This is a genomic window from Zunongwangia mangrovi (assembly GCF_900112105.1).
Lineage (GTDB): Bacteria > Bacteroidota > Bacteroidia > Flavobacteriales > Flavobacteriaceae > Zunongwangia > Zunongwangia mangrovi.
Map to the genome: position 1 here is coordinate 231,864 of NZ_FOKV01000005.1, position 17,043 is coordinate 248,906.

Annotated in this window: 11 protein-coding genes, 2 tRNA genes and 2 rRNA genes; 5 read left to right on the forward strand and 10 right to left on the reverse strand. The window is 37.6% G+C overall.

The features are described from left to right. The first annotated feature begins 16 nt into the window (after positions 1-16). Both gldJ and BM201_RS12895 read left to right on the forward strand, forming a co-directional pair. Positions 17-1,729: a gliding motility lipoprotein GldJ gene (gldJ, locus tag BM201_RS12890; protein ID WP_175487036.1), complete on the forward strand. Its 1,713-nt coding sequence runs from the start codon at positions 17-19 to the stop codon at positions 1,727-1,729. A 76-nt stretch (positions 1,730-1,805) separates the two neighbouring features. Further along, positions 1,806-3,098, forward strand: coding sequence for a UDP-N-acetylmuramoyl-tripeptide--D-alanyl-D-alanine ligase (locus BM201_RS12895; protein ID WP_092543263.1), 1,293 nt, complete (start codon positions 1,806-1,808; stop codon positions 3,096-3,098). A 56-nt stretch (positions 3,099-3,154) separates the two neighbouring features. Here BM201_RS12895 and BM201_RS12900 read toward each other — a convergent pair. The 8 genes from BM201_RS12900 to BM201_RS12935 all read right to left on the reverse strand — a co-directional run bounded on the left by BM201_RS12900 (position 3,155) and on the right by BM201_RS12935 (position 9,061). After that, positions 3,155-3,229, reverse strand: a tRNA-Val gene (locus BM201_RS12900). A gap of 53 nt (positions 3,230-3,282) precedes the next feature. Continuing rightward, positions 3,283-3,357: transfer RNA gene (locus tag BM201_RS12905), tRNA-Val, on the reverse strand. Between the two features lie 66 nt (positions 3,358-3,423). After that, the gene (locus BM201_RS12910; protein ID WP_245758637.1) at positions 3,424-4,644 is read right to left on the reverse strand and encodes a bifunctional folylpolyglutamate synthase/dihydrofolate synthase; all 1,221 of its coding nucleotides are present in this window, start codon (positions 4,642-4,644) and stop codon (positions 3,424-3,426) included. 3 nt (positions 4,645-4,647) lie between these two features. Then, positions 4,648-5,481 (reverse strand): energy transducer TonB, encoded by an 834-nt coding sequence (locus tag BM201_RS12915; RefSeq protein WP_092543267.1) that lies wholly within the window; start codon positions 5,479-5,481, stop codon positions 4,648-4,650. 2 nt (positions 5,482-5,483) lie between these two features. Continuing rightward, on the reverse strand, positions 5,484-5,876 hold the full coding sequence (locus tag BM201_RS12920) for an ExbD/TolR family protein (protein ID WP_092543269.1): 393 nt from the start codon (positions 5,874-5,876) through the stop codon (positions 5,484-5,486). 1 nt (position 5,877) lies between these two features. Beyond that, complete coding sequence (locus BM201_RS12925) at positions 5,878-6,579, reverse strand: MotA/TolQ/ExbB proton channel family protein (protein ID WP_092543271.1); 702 nt, start codon at positions 6,577-6,579, stop codon at positions 5,878-5,880. A 135-nt stretch (positions 6,580-6,714) separates the two neighbouring features. Continuing rightward, complete coding sequence (locus tag BM201_RS12930) at positions 6,715-7,941, reverse strand: Glu/Leu/Phe/Val dehydrogenase dimerization domain-containing protein (protein ID WP_092543273.1); 1,227 nt, start codon at positions 7,939-7,941, stop codon at positions 6,715-6,717. Between the two features lie 52 nt (positions 7,942-7,993). Next, a complete protein-coding gene (locus BM201_RS12935) occupies positions 7,994-9,061 on the reverse strand; it encodes an anhydro-N-acetylmuramic acid kinase (protein WP_092543275.1) in 1,068 nt (355 codons plus the stop codon). A 91-nt stretch (positions 9,062-9,152) separates the two neighbouring features. Here BM201_RS12935 and BM201_RS12940 point away from each other — a divergent pair, with 91 nt between their 5' ends. From BM201_RS12940 to BM201_RS12950, 3 genes are all read left to right on the forward strand, one after another. After that, a complete protein-coding gene (locus tag BM201_RS12940) occupies positions 9,153-10,295 on the forward strand; it encodes an acyl-CoA dehydrogenase (protein ID WP_092543277.1) in 1,143 nt (380 codons plus the stop codon). 230 nt (positions 10,296-10,525) lie between these two features. Beyond that, on the forward strand, positions 10,526-15,049 hold the full coding sequence (gltB, locus tag BM201_RS12945; protein WP_092543279.1) for a glutamate synthase large subunit: 4,524 nt from the start codon (positions 10,526-10,528) through the stop codon (positions 15,047-15,049). A gap of 2 nt (positions 15,050-15,051) precedes the next feature. Further along, complete coding sequence (locus BM201_RS12950) at positions 15,052-16,515, forward strand: glutamate synthase subunit beta (protein ID WP_092543281.1); 1,464 nt, start codon at positions 15,052-15,054, stop codon at positions 16,513-16,515. A 187-nt stretch (positions 16,516-16,702) separates the two neighbouring features. On the opposite strand, the gene rrf is transcribed toward BM201_RS12950, so the two are convergent. Together rrf and BM201_RS12960 are read right to left on the reverse strand one after the other, a co-directional pair. After that, positions 16,703-16,811, reverse strand: a 5S ribosomal RNA gene (gene rrf, locus BM201_RS12955). A 144-nt stretch (positions 16,812-16,955) separates the two neighbouring features. Continuing rightward, a 23S ribosomal RNA gene (locus BM201_RS12960) occupies positions 16,956-17,043 on the reverse strand; the annotation flags it as partial.

Consider the following 17,043-nt stretch of genomic DNA (forward strand, 5'->3'; position numbering starts at 1 on the left):
TCTACCTAAAGAGAACATGAGAATGAGAAAGAAAACTGCTTTTAGAGCAATTTTTACCATCGCCTTAGGCGTTGGTCTAGTAGGATGTAACAATTCCAAAAATTACAAAAACAGCTCAAGAGCTACCGGATGGGATATTAACTCGAAAGACGGTGGATTTCAATACGATACAGACTACGAAGAACAGGAGCCGGCACCAGGATTGGTGTTTATTGAAGGAGGAACTTTTACAATGGGACAGGTGCAGGATGATGTAATGCACGACTGGAACAACACACCTACCCAGCAACATATTCAGTCCTTTTATATGGACGAGACAGAAGTCACCAACCGTATGTATTTAGAATACTTAGATTGGTTAAAGCGAGTTTTCCCTCCTTCTGAACAAAACTACAGAAACATCTATTACGGAGCTGTCCCAGATACATTAGTTTGGAGAAACCGACTTGGCTACAACGAAACAATGGTAAATAATTACCTGAGACATCCTGCTTATGCAGAATATCCAGTTGTTGGTGTTAGTTGGGTTCAGGCTGCTGAATTTAGCAAATGGAGAACAGACAGAGTTAATGAAAGACAGTTAGTAGAAGCTGGTTATATTTCTGAAGAAACTTTATACAAATCTGAAGCTGGAGCAACTTTTAGTACTGAAACCTACATCAATGCACCAAGCAGAGTTTATGGCGGAAATACTGAAATGACCCAGAGCGGAAAGAAATCTCAGAAATTACTTGATGATAATACCTCAACGCAAACTGATGCAGATGGTAATACAGTAACAACTTCTAGCGGTAAAAATCAATATGCCCAGCGTAAAGACGGAGTTCTTTATCCAGAATACAGACTTCCTACTGAAGCAGAATGGGAATATGCAGCTTTAGGTTTAGTGGGAATTCGTGATTACAACATTTACCGTGGCCGTAAAAAATATCCATGGGATGGAAGATATACTCGTAGTGGCGACCTAAGAAAACAAGGAGATCAACTTGCAAACTTTAAGCAAGGTGCCGGAGACTACGGCGGTATTGCTGGCTGGAGTGATGATGGTGCAGATATTACTGCTCCGGTTATGAGCTACGAAGCTAATGACTTTGGATTATACGATATGGCAGGTAACGTTGCCGAGTGGGTTGCTGATGTTTATCGCCCAATAGTAGATGACGAATTTAACGACTTCAACTACTATAGAGGAAATGTTTATACTGAAAATGCTATAAACGAAGACGGAACTGTAGAGATTGTAAGTGCAGACAATATCCAATATGACACTTTAAGCACAGGTCGTGTGGTTGCAAGAAACCTTCCTGGTGAAATAGCACAAAAACCTATTACAGAAGATGAGACTTACATGAGAACCAACTTCTCTAAAAGTGACAATAGAGATTTTAGAGATGGTGATAAAAGCTCAAGTAGATATTACCAGCCTTTTCAGGATATCGATGACTCTTCAAAAAGAATGTACAACTCTCCTAACTTCGATAGGATAGCAATAGGAGATACCACTCAGGCAAAACCTAAGTATGACGATAAAGAAAGAACAACTTTAATAAGTGACGATGTACGTGTTTATAAAGGAGGTTCTTGGAGAGATAGAGCTTATTGGTTAGATCCTGCACAAAGAAGATTCTTCCCGCAAGATATGGCAACAGACTATATCGGATTTAGAAATGCGATGTCTAAAGTAGGCGCAAAATCTATGGATGATGTAAAACGCGCTAAAAACGATTAAATTCTTTGAAAAGTTTTAGAAAAACATTCACAAAAAAGGCCCTAATTTTTTAGGGCTTTTTTTATACCTTAATTTCATGAATATAGCCAAGATACATCGTAGATTTCTTACAAGCTCTGGAGTAAGCACAGACACTAGAAACATCAAACCAAATAGTTTATTTTTTGCTCTAAAAGGAGCTAATTTTAATGGCAATCATTTTGCTGAAGAAGCCTTAAAAAAAGGAGCTGAAGTTGCTATTGTAGATGAAGCTGCTTACGCTAAAAATCAGGATAACTACATTTTAGTTGAAGACTGCCTGGATGCCCTGCAAAAACTGGCTACTTTCCATCGAAGATTCCTTGGCATTCCTATTATCGCCATTACCGGGAGTAATGGAAAAACAACTACCAAAGAATTAATCAATGCTGTTCTTTCTAAAAAATACAAGACCATAGCTACCACAGGAAACCTAAATAATCATATAGGAGTTCCTCTTACTTTACTAAAAATGGATGAAACCACAGAAGTTGGTGTAGTTGAAATGGGGGCGAATCATCAGGGAGAGATCGAATTCCTAACCGAAATTGCACTGCCGGATTATGGCTATATCACGAATTTTGGAAAAGCGCATTTAGAAGGCTTTGGCGGTATAGAGGGAGTTATAAAAGGTAAAAGTGAATTATACACTCACCTTAAAGAACACAAGAAACTTCTATTCTTAAACCTAGATGATGAAATCCAAAAAAGACAGGATAGCTATTCTCATGTCTTTACATTTGGCAGTATAGATAGCGCAGCGGTAACTATAGACTACTCACCTTCTAAAAAAGGACCTGAACTTGCATCATTTAGCTTCAACAAAGAGACTTTTACTACTCAGCTTACAGGACAATACAATGCTTTTAATGCCGCCGCTGCCCTAACAATAGGCTTATACTTTAAAGTCGCTTTTAAAGACATAAGCGATGCGCTTAAAGATTATGCACCTAAGAACAATCGATCTCAAATTCAAAAGACTGAAAAGAACACACTATTGCTAGATGCTTACAATGCCAATCCTACAAGCATGAGCTCTTCGTTGATCAATTTTGGAGATCTTAGTACAGAATTGCCCAAAGTGGTTATTATAGGAGACATGTTAGAGCTTGGCGATTATAGCCAGGAAGAACATCAGAACATTGTAGATCTCTGTATCAACCAGAACTTTGAAAATGTATATTTAGTAGGTGAATTTTTCAAGGAGACAACAGTCACAAAAGAGTTCCAAAAATTTGACTCTACTGCAGAATTAAAAGTCTACCTAACAGCGAATCCAATTACTAACTCTTATATTCTTATAAAAGGATCTAGAGGAATTGCTTTGGAGAAAGTTGTAGAGATTTTATAATTACGAAAGGAATAAAACAAAAAAGCTTCCCGATCAAGGAAGCTTTTTTGTTTGAGTGGGCGCGAAGGGATTCGAACCCCTGACCCCTTGGGTGTAAACCAAGTGCTCTGAACCAACTGAGCTACGCGCCCTAATGAATGCTTTAGCTAAAAAAAGCTCCCTTTTGGAAGCTTTTGAATGGTTGTGGGCGCGAAGGGATTCGAACCCCTGACCCCTTGGGTGTAAACCAAGTGCTCTGAACCAACTGAGCTACGCGCCCCATTCATTATTGCGAGTGCAAATATAGACTAGTTTTTCTTCTACACAAAGAAAAAAATTAAAAATTTTAAATAATTTCAGCAACCGTAAAATTACTACCTCCACAAAAGATAAGATCCTTTTCTCCGGCAGTTTTTAAGGCTTCAGCATAAGCCTCTGGCACACTATTAAATACCTTCCCTAGAAGCTCAAATTCGATAGATTTAGCCATTAATTTTTCAGCTTCCAAACCTCTTGGCACATCTGGCTTACAGAAGTAATAAGTTGCATTTTTTGGGAAAAGCGGCAATACCTCATCTAAATCTTTATCGTTTACAACACCTAAAACATAATGCAATCGTTCGTAAACTTCACCCTCCAGCTGCCTGAACACATATTTGAGTCCGTCGCTATTATGAGCCGTATCACAAATAACTTTTGGAGCTTCTTGAAGAATATCCCAACGCCCCCTTAGATTGGTGTTTCTCCGAACATTTTTTAATCCGTCTCTAATATTCTCTTCAGAAATTATCCAATCTTGAGAAATAAGCTGATTAATAACTGCAGCGACTCCTTTGATGTTCTTTTGCTGATAGCTCCCTAGCAAATCTGTACTTAGATCTTCTAAAGTTTCACACTCTTCAGCAAAAATGATTTCTGAATTTCTTTCCTGGGCTGTTTTTCTAAAAACCGGTGCTGTTTCAGGATGCTTTTCAGAAATAATTACAGGAACATTAGGTTTAATTATACCTGCTTTTTCTCCAGCGATTTCAGGAAGTGTAGTTCCTAAAAATTGCGTGTGATCTTTACCAATATTGGTAATTAAACTTACTTCAGGAATAATAATATTGGTAGAATCTAACCGGCCTCCCATTCCGACTTCAATTACAGCAATATCTACTTTCTCTTCAGCAAAAAACCAAAAAGCCATTCCTACACTCATCTCGAAAAAGGAAAGATTTTCAGCTTCAAAAAAAGACTTATTATTTTGTATAAAATCGACTACAGCTTCTTCAGAAATATATTCACCATTAATTCTAATCCGTTCTCTATAATCTTTTAAATGCGGCGAAGTATACAATCCAACTTTATAGCCAGCTTCCTGCAAAACCGAAGCGATCATGTGGCTACTGGAACCTTTCCCATTAGTCCCTGCTACATGCACACTTTTAAAATCTCGCTCGGGATTACCCAAATGCGTTGCTAATTTTAAAGTGTTGGTAAGATCTTTTTTTAATGCTGAACTTCCCACGCGCTGATACATGGGTAACTGCTGAAACATCCATTCAACAGTTTGTTGATACGTTATCAATTATTCAGATAATTTGAAGTTATAAACTATGGTTCCAACCTGGCGTGAAGGCGCATCAGAGTCACTGTTAAAACGTGTAGCCAATGCCGCTTTTCTAGCAGGCTCTGTTAAACAGGACGCATTGTTAGTGGTTCCTTTTACTCCAGGAGTTGCAGCGATTACCTGCCCTTGGCGATTTACTTCTATACGCACCACAACAATACCAGATTCGTTACAATCCTGAACAAATTTTTCTTTGTTCAGGGCACGGCGACCACCAAGACGATAATTTCCGTCACCATCTAAACCGGCGCCATTTCCGTAGTAACTTTTAGCATTTGGATCTCCGTCTGGAGAACCTTTATCCCCGGCTGCATTATCATTACCTTCTCCTCCGCTCTCTTCACCAGTTCGCTCTGGACCATTTAAAATACTACTCATTGCATCTGTCGTAGATTTATCTGGTTTTGGATCTGGTTTTTTAGCCGGCTCTTCTTTTTTAGGCTCCATTTTTTTAGGCTTCTCAGTTTCCACAGGTTTTTTAACCTCTTTTTTTTCCTCGATCACCGGAGCCTCTTCTACTTCTTGAGTTACCACCTGCTCTTCAACAATAGGCTCTGGCTCTGGCGGAGTAACCTCTGGACTTGTATTTTTAGGAGCCGATTCGATAGGTTTTGTTGGCTGCTGTTCTCCTGAACCTACTTCTGAAGTTCCAAAATTTACAGCAATCCCGTTTTCTGGCGGAGGATCTAAATATGTAAAACCAAAAAAGAACAAAATAACCAACAGCAGTACATGCAGCACTACAGTGATGGTGAATGATTTTTTCTCGTGTTTGGTTTCTAAGAAAGCCATGATTATTCCGGTTTAACCGCTAATACTATTTTATATCTATTTCGATTCGCAATATCCATTACATTTACTGCTTTTTCGATAGGCACACCTTCTTCAGCTCTTAATATGATCGTTGGATTTTCTATCCCAGACAATCTACTTTTTAAAGTACTTTCTAAAGCCGAATTACTTATACGCTCATCATTAATATAAACCTGCAATTCTTTAGTAATACTTACTGAAACATTTTGCTGGTTGGTGGTCTTTCCTTTAGCTTTCGGAAGTATTAGATCCAAAGCCTCTGGAGTAATCACCGGCGATGTTAGCATAAAAAATATCAATAACAGAAATACAATATCTGTCATCGAGCTCATACTAAACTCCGGGCTAACTTTATTTCTACCTCTTAAATTCATATTAAGCAGGCTCGTTTAATAAGTCTAAAAAGTCTACAGCAGTAGCTTCCATTTGATGCACTACTTTATCTGTTTTTACAACAAGATGGTTATAACCAATGTAAGCTATAATCCCGACAATAAGACCAGCAACAGTTGTGGTCATTGCTGTATAAATACCTTCAGCAAGTAATCCCATTTGCGCCTGCCCACTACTTGTAGCCAACTCATGGAATGCAAGCACCATACCAATTACAGTCCCCAAGAAACCAATCATAGGCGCTGCACCAGCGATGGTTGCTAAAATACTAACGTTCTTCTCTAATTTATACACCTCTAATCGTCCCGCATTTTCTATCGCGGTATTAATATCTTCAAGCGGACTACCGATTCTCGAGATTCCCTTCTCCGTTAATCTCGCTACAGGATTGTCTGCCTGCGCGCATCGTATTTTAGCAGATTCAATATTACCGTTGGATACATTATCTTTAATTTGATGCATAAAATTCTTATCTACGCGACTCGCCGATTTTATAGCAAACAATCTTTCAAAATAGATATAAACCGCAGCAAACAACAAAACAAAAAGAATGATTATGATAATCTGCCCGGCAATCCCACCGCTTAAAAGCAGATCGAAAATCGAAAGTGTTTTTTCTTCTGAAACCTCTGCAGCATCCTGCGCTGCCTGCGTCACGGCATCCTGCTGAATAAAATATAGCATATTAATTGATTAGGGTTTTTAATGTAACGTGATAATCGGATTAAAATTGTTGCCCAAATTTAGTAAAATAATTATCAGAAAAACTCCTTATCGCTATTCATTAAGAAATTACTAACAGATAAGAAGTTTTCAATCTTACACCAATTGCTTTAAAGCAACCTCGAAGGCCGTTTTACTTATATTGGTTTTGCTACTATTATTATTGAAGGTATTCTGAATCGCATTTTTAATCGTCATCGAGGTATCATTGAAAATTGCCTCGTCGGTCATTTGTACGCGACGCTCCATAAAATAGGCAAAAACTCGTGCCATCCCACAGTTGGAAATAAAATCTGGAATTAGACTTACACGCTCATCTGTAAACTCCATTATAGGACCAAAGAAAATCTCTTTATCTGCAAAAGGAACATTTGCACCGCAAGAGATCACCTCAAGATTACTATTTATCAAACTTGAAATTTGCTCTTTTGTAACTAATCTTGAAGCTGCACAAGGCGTAAATATTTCAGCATCAAGATTCCATATTTTCTGATTGATTTCTTCAAACGGAATTAAATTTTTAGCATTTAAAGTATTTCCGTCCTTATGAAGGAAAAGATCTTTAATTTCTTCAAAAGAAAAACCATCTTCATTGATCAAACCTCCGGCACGATCGATAATCCCAACAACTTTCGCTCCCATCTGTGCCAGATAATAAGCGGCTGCAGAACCTACATTACCAAATCCCTGTACGATCGCTTTCTTTCCTTTTATATTACCACCGTAAATTTGATAATATTGATTCACCGCTTCAGCAACTCCAAAACCAGTGATCATATCTGCCACGGTATATTTTCTGGAAATATCTGGAGAATAATCGGTATTTTCTAAAACCTTAATTACTCCCTGGCGAAGTTGCCCTATTCTATTTATTTTATCGGCTTCGGTTGGCTGAAAATGTCCATTAAAAACACCTTCCTGCGGATGCCAAACTCCGCAATCTTCAGTAATTGGAATTACCTCATGAATTTCATCTACATTTAGATCTCCACCGGTGCCGTAATAACTTTTTAGCAAAGGAGAAACCGCTTTATACCATCGTTCCAAAACACCTTTTTTTCGAGGATCTTTGGGGTCAAAATTAATTCCAGATTTTGCTCCTCCAATCGCAGGTCCAGAAACGGTAAATTTTACTTCCATTGTTTTTGCTAAAGAAAGCACCTCATTTTTATCCAATCCTTCTCTCATTCGAGTTCCACCACCGGCAGCACCACCTCTTAGCGAATTGATCACCGTCCAGCCTTCAGCTTCAGTTTCAGGATCATTCCAATGAAAAACAATTTCAGGTTCTTTATTCTCGTATACTTTTAGTAATTCCTTCATATAATGTGTGGAAATAAATTTTGTATCAAATATAGTTAATCACAATTTTAGCCTATGCCGGTATAAAAATCTTACCAGAAGAATGATCCTTACTTGCACCGGTAACCGAGCTTAAAACATTTATTTTTTCTTCTAACCTCAAAACTCCTAGCAAGCCAAAAATTAAAGCCTCCTTAAAATCGATAATTTTAGCTTCAGGAATTACAAACTCGCAATTTGAATAGCTTTTGAACTGTTCGATCAAAAAGTCGTTAAAAGCTCCACCACCGGTTACTAAAACTTTAGATTTTTGCTGATTATCAAGCACGTGTGAAACTTGTTGCGCTACATGAATAACATAGGTATGTAAAACATCAGGAATAGAGATTTCTTCGGAAGTAATTATTGGTAAAACTTCAGCTTTAACCCATTCAATTCCCAAGGATTTTGGCGGATTTTGATTATAAAAGCTAAGATTGTTTAATTTCTGAAGTAATTTTTCATTCAGTTTTCCTCCTGAAGCTATCTTTCCTTTATCATCGTACTCTTCTCCTATTTGCCTGGTAAAATAATTAAGTACCGTATTTACTGCACAAATATCGTAAGCTAGCATTTCGCCATTTTGCTCTTCTGAAATATTTGCAAAACCACCTAAATTTAAACAATATCGATATTTATTAAAAAGAATCTTGTCGCCGATCGGCACCAAAGGCGCTCCCTGTCCTCCAAATTCAACATCCTGAACTCTAAAATCACATACTACCTTACAATTTAGATATTGGGCAATTTCAGGAAGATTTCCTATCTGTAAAGTGAAAGCATTTTGTGGTTCATGCTTAATCGTATGCCCGTGCGAACATACAGCATCTATATTTCGAATATCATTTTCAGCAATAAACCTAAGAATTACTTGTGCCAAATATTTGGTATATTCTTTATTTAGTGCCTGAAGTTGATTTTCCTCTAGATCGATAGCCGAATTGAGTTTTTCGCGCCATTCTGCTGAATAACCAACGGTATTAGCTTTTAAAATTTCAAAATTATAGTTATTTTCAACAGAGAAATGAATGTAAGCCAAATCGATTCCATCTAAGCTCGTTCCAGACATCACCCCTATCACAAAATAGTCTGATTTTCTCATATTCTCAAAATTAACTAATTATTATTGAAAAATACATATCAAAAATTTATATTTGGTAGCGAAAATTACTTTTTTCTAAATTTATAATCAAATGAATTTCGAATTATCTGAAGAACATATAATGATTCGCGATGCTGCTCGCGATTTTGCAAAAACAGAATTATTACCTGGTGTAATCGAAAGAGATGAAAAACAGGAATTTCCTGCAGCACAAATTAAGAAAATGGGCGAACTTGGCTTTTTAGGTATGATGGCATCTCCGGAGTATGGTGGTGGCGGTATGGATACCATAAGCTATGTTTTGGCGATGGAAGAAATTTCTAAGATCGATGCATCTGCATCTGTAGTAATGTCTGTAAACAACTCGTTAGTTTGTTGGGGTCTGGATACTTATGGCACACACGAGCAGAAAAAGAAATATCTATCTAAACTTACTACCGGAGAGAAACTAGGTGCATTTTGCCTCTCTGAACCCGAAGCTGGTAGCGATGCTACTTCTCAACGAACTACCGCAATCGATAAAGGAGACTATTACCTTCTAAACGGAACCAAAAACTGGATCACCAACGGTGGTACAGCAGACTACTATTTAGTGATCGCACAAACTGATAGAGAGAAAAAGCATCATGGCATAAATGCTTTTATTGTTGAAAAAGGATGGGAAGGTTTTGAGATTGGTCCTAAAGAAAATAAACTTGGAATTAGAGGAAGTGATACACATTCGCTAAACTTCAATGATGTAAAAGTGCCAAAAGAAAATAGAATTGGAGAAGATGGATTTGGTTTTAAATTCGCAATGAAAACATTAGCCGGCGGAAGAATTGGAATTGCTGCGCAAGCATTGGGAATTGCCTCTGGCGCATTCGAACTCGCAAGAGACTATTCCAAACAACGTAAAGCATTTGGAACCGAAATTAGCAATCATCAGGCAATTGCTTTTAAACTGGCAGACATGTATACTTCTATAGAAAGTTCAAGACACCTGGTAATGAAAGCCGCCTGGGATAAAGATCAAAAACAAAATTATGATCTTAGTGGTGCCATGGCCAAGCTTAGTGCTTCGCAAACAGCAATGGATGTGACAGTAGAAGCAGTTCAGGTTCACGGAGGTAATGGTTTTGTAAAAGAATATCATGTAGAACGATTGATGCGAGACGCAAAAATCACCCAGATCTACGAAGGAACTTCAGAAATACAAAAAATCGTTATTTCGAGAAGCATTCTGAAAAAATAAGTTCAAAAACACTCAAAATCAACTCGCTAAATCTTAGCGAGTTTTTTTATATTAAAATCTGATATTAGCCATTGCGAAATTCGGAAATTAGACCTTGATTTATTAAACGATTAATAAAAATTAAGATTTTCTTTAGTTTTACTGGATTTAATACACTCTTTCCTTTTATTACTTTCATATTCTTTACTAATTTAGATATTTTTGTAGTAATAATATAAGGAAGATAGGTTATGAGACCAAAAGAGCAGGGGCTTTACTTGCCTGAATTTGAGAGAGATAATTGCGGCGCGGGATTCATTTGTAACTTAAAAGGTAAGCGCACAAACGACATCATTCACAAAGCTTTGGATATTCTAATTCGATTAGAACATCGTGGAGCGGTAAGTGCTGATGGAAAAACTGGAGATGGGGCTGGAATTTTGATTGAAATTCCGCATAATTTCTTCAAGAAAGTTTGTGACTTCGATTTACCTGAATTTGGTGAATATGCAGCAGGAATGGTTTTTCTTCCAAGATCTAAAAATCAGCTTAAGATTTGTAAAGAGATCTTCGAAGAAGAAATCATTAATCAGGGATTAAATATTATTGGCTGGAGAGAAGTACCGGTCGATAAATCCTGTTTAGGAAGTATCGCTACGTTAAGTGAGCCAAACGTTCAGCAAATTTTTATTGGTAAAGACGAAGATACGACCGACGATGTCTTTAGAGCAAAATTATTTGCCGCAAGAAAAATTGCAGAACATAAAATATACAGCTCCAATCTAGGAGAAGCTGAATATTTCTACCTTCCTAGTTTATCTACAAAAACAATTATTTACAAAGGATTATTGATGCCACAAGACATCAATATTTATTATACAGATCTTAATGATCCAGACCTGGTAACTAAACTCGCTTTAGTTCACCAACGTTTCTCTACCAATACATTCCCAACCTGGGATTTGGCGCAACCATTTAGATATATGTGTCACAATGGCGAGATAAACACTTTAAGAGGAAACCTTAGCCGAATGAAAGCCAGGGAAGAACTTTTTGAAAGTGAAATCTTTGGAGAAGATATCAAAAAGATCTTACCAGTAACTTTAGAAGGAAAATCAGATTCTGCTTCTATGGATATGGTTTTAGAAATGCTTTTACAAACAGGACGTTCTTTACCAGAAGCGATTATGATGATGGTACCTGAAGCCTGGGAGAAAAATCCTTCTATGGGAGGCAGCAAGAAAGCATTTTATGAATATAATGCCTGCATCATGGAGCCATGGGACGGCCCAGCTTCAATTCCATTTACAGATGGTCAATATATTGGAGCACTGCTAGACCGTAACGGTTTAAGGCCTTCTCGATATACCGTTACAAAAGACGGTTATGTAATTATGTCTTCCGAAACTGGTGTAGTTGATGTAAAGCCAGAAAATGTAGAATTACACGGTCGCCTTGAACCTGGAAAAATGTTTCTGGTAGATATGGTTGAAGGTCGCATCGTTGGTGACGAAGAAGTTAAAGAGCAAATTGTTTCTAAACGCCCTTATCGCAAATGGCTAGACTCAAATTTACTGCCACTTGCAGATATTCCTTATACTGGAAACAAAACTCCTGTAGAGCCGGTAGATTTTAAAACAAGACAAAAAGTTTTTGGTTACACTATCGAGGATATTAAAACTATCATTAGCCCAATGGCTACTCAAGGTAAAGAGGCTATTGGATCTATGGGTACAGATATTCCTTTGGCTGTTCTTTCAGACAAACCACAACTTTTATTTAATTATTTTAAACAATTATTTGCTCAGGTAACCAACCCACCTTTAGATGGAATTCGTGAAGAGATCGTTACTGATATTAGCTTATCTATTGGGGAAGACAAAAATATTTTTGACATTACCCCAGAGCATGCTAAAAAACTTAGAATTCAGAATCCAGTAATCTCTAACGAAGACCTGGATAAAATAAAATATATAGATCATCCAGATTTTCGTGCAAAATCAATTTCAATATTATATGAAATTGACAAAGGCTTAAATGGGCTTGAAGAGCGCCTTGAAGAAATTGTTCTGGAAATTAGAAAAGCTGTAGATGAAGACAGAAATATAATTATCCTTTCTGATAGAAACGTAAGTGATAAACTTGCTCCTATTCCTTCGTTATTAGCTTGTTCTTTTGTTCATCACGAACTTAAAAAACATAAAAGAAGATCTGCTTTTGGTATCGTAATTGAATCTGCAGAGCCTAGAGAACCACATCACTTCGCTTTACTATTTGGTTATGGTGCATGCGCCATCAATCCATACATGGTAAACGAAATTATTTACAAGCTTTCTGAAGAAGGTGACATCGACGAAAAAGATCCAGATGTTGCTGTTAAAAACTTCAACAAAGCAATTGGTAAGGGTATTGTTAAGATCATGAATAAAATTGGTATCTCTACCTTACATTCTTACCGTGGATCACAGATCTTTGAAATTTTAGGGTTAAACAAGAAATTCACCAACAAGTACTTTACAAACACACCTTCAAGAATTGAAGGAATTGGTCTCTACGAAATTGAAAAAGAGATCCAAAAACGTTACAAACTTGCCTTTACTCCGCCAGAAACCGATACAGGTTTAGACCTGGAAATTGGTGGTGATTACCGCTGGAGAAGGAATGGTGAACGCCATATGTTAAACCCTGCTTCAGTAGCAAAATTACAACAGGCGGTTAAACAAAACAGCTACAAAACATATCAGGAATACTCTAATTTCATTAATAATCAGACTAAAAACCTGATGACACTTCGAGGAATGTTTAAGTTTAAAGAACTTAATCCTATTTCTATAGACGAAGTTGAACCATGGACAGAAATCGTAAAGAGGTTTAAGACCGGAGCGATGTCGTTTGGCTCGATCAGTAAAGAGGCTCACGAGAATCTTGCTATTGCCATGAACCGTCTACAAGGAAAAAGTAATAGTGGCGAAGGTGGTGAAGATGCTAATCGATTTACCAGAGATCCTAACGGAAACTGGAGAAACAGCGCTATTAAACAGGTAGCTTCAGGACGATTTGGAGTGTCGATTAATTATCTTTCTAACGCGAAAGAGATTCAGATTAAAATGGCTCAGGGAGCTAAACCTGGAGAAGGTGGACAATTACCCGGACCAAAAGTTAATCCTTCCATAGCTAAAACAAGAAATTCTACTCCGTATGTAGGACTTATTTCTCCGCCTCCTCACCACGATATTTATTCTATCGAGGATTTAGCGCAATTGATATTTGACCTTAAAAATGCGAATAGAGAAGCACGTATCAACGTAAAACTTGTTTCTAAAGTTGGTGTAGGTACTATCGCAGCTGGTGTTGCAAAAGCTAAAGCAGACGTTGTTCTTATTTCTGGTTACGATGGTGGTACTGGAGCTTCTCCTCTTACCTCATTAAGACATGCAGGTTTACCTTGGGAATTAGGTATTGCTGAAGCACAACAAACTTTGCTTTTAAATAATCTAAGAAGTAGAATTACAGTTGAATGTGACGGACAATTAAAAACAGGACGTGACGTTGCGATCGCTTGTTTACTAGGTGCTGAAGAGTTTGGTTTCTCTACAGCCCCGCTTGTTGCTTCTGGATGTATTATGATGCGTGCATGTCACCTAAACACATGTCCCGTTGGGATTGCTACTCAGGATCCAGAATTAAGAAAGAACTTTAAAGGAACCCCTGAAAACGTAATTAACTTTATGTACTTCGTAGCACAAGAATTGCGTGAAATTATGGCGAGTCTTGGCTTTAGAACCCTTAACGAAATGGTTGGTCAAAGCCAGAAATTAGACATGGATCGTGCTATAGAGCATTATAAAGCTCAGGGAATCGATTTATCAAATATTCTATACAAGCCGAATATCGATAAAGACCTTCCGCTTTATAAAACTCAGGATCAAAATCACGGTCTAGAAAATGCTTTAGATTTTGATATTCTTAGTAAAGCTCACCCGGCTATTTACCGAAAGGAAAAAATGAGTTTGGATTTCGATATTTCCAATATTAATAGAACCACTGGTGCTATCTTAAGTAACGAAATATCTAAAATTCATGGAGAAGGCGGCTTACCAGAGCATACTCTTGATCTAAACTTTAAAGGATCCGCAGGGCAAAGTTTTGGTGCTTTCGCTACACGTGGACTTACGATGAATGTTACCGGAAACACTAATGATTACTTCGGAAAAGGTCTTAGTGGAGCTACGCTTACAGTTAAAAAACCTGAAGAGGCCACTTTTAAATCTGACGAAAATGTAATTATAGGAAATGTTGCATTATACGGTGCAATAAATGGTGAAGCTTATATTAATGGAATTGGTGGTGAGCGTTTCTGTGTAAGAAATTCTGGCGCCAAAGCTGTTATCGAAGGAATTGGCGACCATGGTTGTGAGTATATGACTGGTGGTAGAGCTGTAATATTAGGTAAAATAGGACGTAATTTTGCAGCTGGTATGAGCGGCGGAATTGCTTATATCTATAATCCAGATAATAAATTAGATAATAACAACTTTAATATGGAGATGATCGAATTAGAACATTTATCTAATGATGACGCTTCAGAATTAAAAGAATTAATACAAAATCACTACTATCACACCGATAGTGAAGTTGCAGGCCACATATTAGAGAATTGGGAAGATAATCTTTCCAAATTCATTAAAGTAATGCCAATAGAATACAAAAAAGCATTACAGAGAATGGAAGAAGAAAAAAAGAATGAAGAAAACCTGGAACTTAAAACGGCGTAATAATGGGAAAACTTAGAGGATTTTTAGAATACGACAGAAAAGAGGAAACTACAGAAGCCGTAGAGCTAAGAGTTAAGAATTATAAAGAATTTACAAAAGATTTAGATACTGAGGAGCTTAATCATCAAGGAGCTCGTTGTATGGACTGCGGAATTCCGTTTTGCCATAGTGGTTGTCCACTTGGTAATCTAATTCCGGATTTTAATCATGCTGTTTACCAAAATGATTGGAAAAAAGCATTACAGATTTTACATTCAACAAACAATTTCCCAGAATTCACAGGACGTTTATGCCCTGCTCCATGCGAATCTGCATGTGTATTGGGAATCATTGAACCTCCAGTATCTATCGAGCTAATTGAAAAATATATAGTTGAAAGAGGTTTTAAAGAAGGTTGGATCGTACCAAACCCTCCAAAAACAAGAACAGGAAAAAAAGTAGCGGTAGTAGGTTCTGGACCTGCTGGAATGGCTGCTGCACAACAATTAAACCGTGCAGGCCATGATGTTACTCTATTTGAAAGGGATGCCAAGTTAGGAGGATTACTCCGTTATGGGATTCCAGATTTCAAATTAGATAAATCTGTAATCGACCGCCGACTTAAGGTTATGGAAGAAGAAGGAATAACCTTCAAACCAAATACTCATGTAGGGGTTAACTACGATGTAGAAGAGCTGAAAGCTTTCGATTCTGTGGTACTTACAGGTGGAGCAACCCAACGTAGAGGTTTACCAATTCCAGGAGCTGAGGCTAAAGGCGTTGTACAAGCTATGGAATTCCTTAAGAATAACAACCAGGTAGTCGATAATTTAAAAGACTTATCTTCTGAACTATCTGCTGAAGGTAAGAACGTAATTGTAATAGGTGGTGGTGACACTGGATCTGACTGTGTGGGAACCTCTAATCGCCATGGAGCAAAATCAGTTACTAATTTTGAAATTATGCCGATGCCATCAGATAGCAGAACAAAACAAAATCCATGGCCCTACTGGCCATTTACCCTAAAGACCAGTAGCTCTCATGAAGAAGGAGTAAATCGAAACTGGAGCATTAGTACTAAAGAGTTCCTTAAAGATAAAGATGGTAACTTAAAAGGTCTAAAAACAGTAGAGATTGAATGGGTAAAAGGGAAAAAAGGAGAAAGACCACAACTTAAAGAAGTTGAAGGAAGCGAGAAAGAATGGCCCTGCGAACTTGCCTTACTTGCTTTAGGTTTTACAGGACCAGAAGCTAGCATAAGCCAGCAACTTGGCTTAGATCTAGATAATAGAACGAATATTAAAGCTGATAACGATTATCAAACTAACATCCCTCATATCTTCGCAGCGGGCGATATGCGCCGAGGCCAATCATTAATCGTTTGGGCGATTTCTGAGGGACGTGAGGCTGCTTACCACGTGGATAAATATTTAATGGGTAGTAGTAAGTTACCGACCAAGGGTAATGGTGATCTGCCGGCCGCTTAAGGTTTCCGGTAGGATAAATAATATATAAAAAGCCGCTTTAATTAGATAGAGCGGCTTTTTTATGGATTATTGTCAGTAGTGTATGGTAGGAAGCCTTATGACTTTCGGTTTGGTTCCTTTTAGTTCAGTTAACTAAACTTGTATAAAACAAAAAACCCTTACCATTTCTGGCAAGGGTTTTCAAAAAGCAAGGCGGCGACATACTCTCCCACAAATAGTAGTACCATCTGCGCTAACGGGCTTAACTGCTCTGTTCGGAATGGGAAGAGGTGAGCCCCGTCGCTATAACCACCTTAAGTCGTTACCTATTGCATCAGTTATCAATATAACTGATCAACAGTCTAATATGTTGACATGATTAAGAAATAAAAAATACTATAAAACTTAACAAAACTTAGCATTTGGCCGTCTCTAAGGAGCTTGCACCCCTTAGAGAACGTTGCATCAAGCTATACGGATTATTAGTACTACTCGGCTATGACATTACTGCCTTTACACCTATAGCCTATCAACGTGGTCGTCTCCCAC

Coding starts and splice junctions, on each gene's coding strand:
- gldJ (WP_175487036.1), top strand. CDS start 17: ATGAGAATGAGAAAGAAAACTGCTTTTAGAGCAATTTTTACCATCGCC.
- BM201_RS12895 (WP_092543263.1), top strand. CDS start 1,806: ATGAATATAGCCAAGATACATCGTAGATTTCTTACAAGCTCTGGAGTA.
- BM201_RS12915 (WP_092543267.1), bottom strand. CDS start 5,481: ATGGCTTTCTTAGAAACCAAACACGAGAAAAAATCATTCACCATCACT.
- BM201_RS12920 (WP_092543269.1), bottom strand. CDS start 5,876: ATGAATTTAAGAGGTAGAAATAAAGTTAGCCCGGAGTTTAGTATGAGC.
- BM201_RS12925 (WP_092543271.1), bottom strand. CDS start 6,579: ATGCTATATTTTATTCAGCAGGATGCCGTGACGCAGGCAGCGCAGGAT.
- BM201_RS12930 (WP_092543273.1), bottom strand. CDS start 7,941: ATGAAGGAATTACTAAAAGTATACGAGAATAAAGAACCTGAAATTGTT.
- BM201_RS12935 (WP_092543275.1), bottom strand. CDS start 9,061: ATGAGAAAATCAGACTATTTTGTGATAGGGGTGATGTCTGGAACGAGC.
- BM201_RS12940 (WP_092543277.1), top strand. CDS start 9,153: ATGAATTTCGAATTATCTGAAGAACATATAATGATTCGCGATGCTGCT.
- gltB (WP_092543279.1), top strand. CDS start 10,526: ATGAGACCAAAAGAGCAGGGGCTTTACTTGCCTGAATTTGAGAGAGAT.
- BM201_RS12950 (WP_092543281.1), top strand. CDS start 15,052: ATGGGAAAACTTAGAGGATTTTTAGAATACGACAGAAAAGAGGAAACT.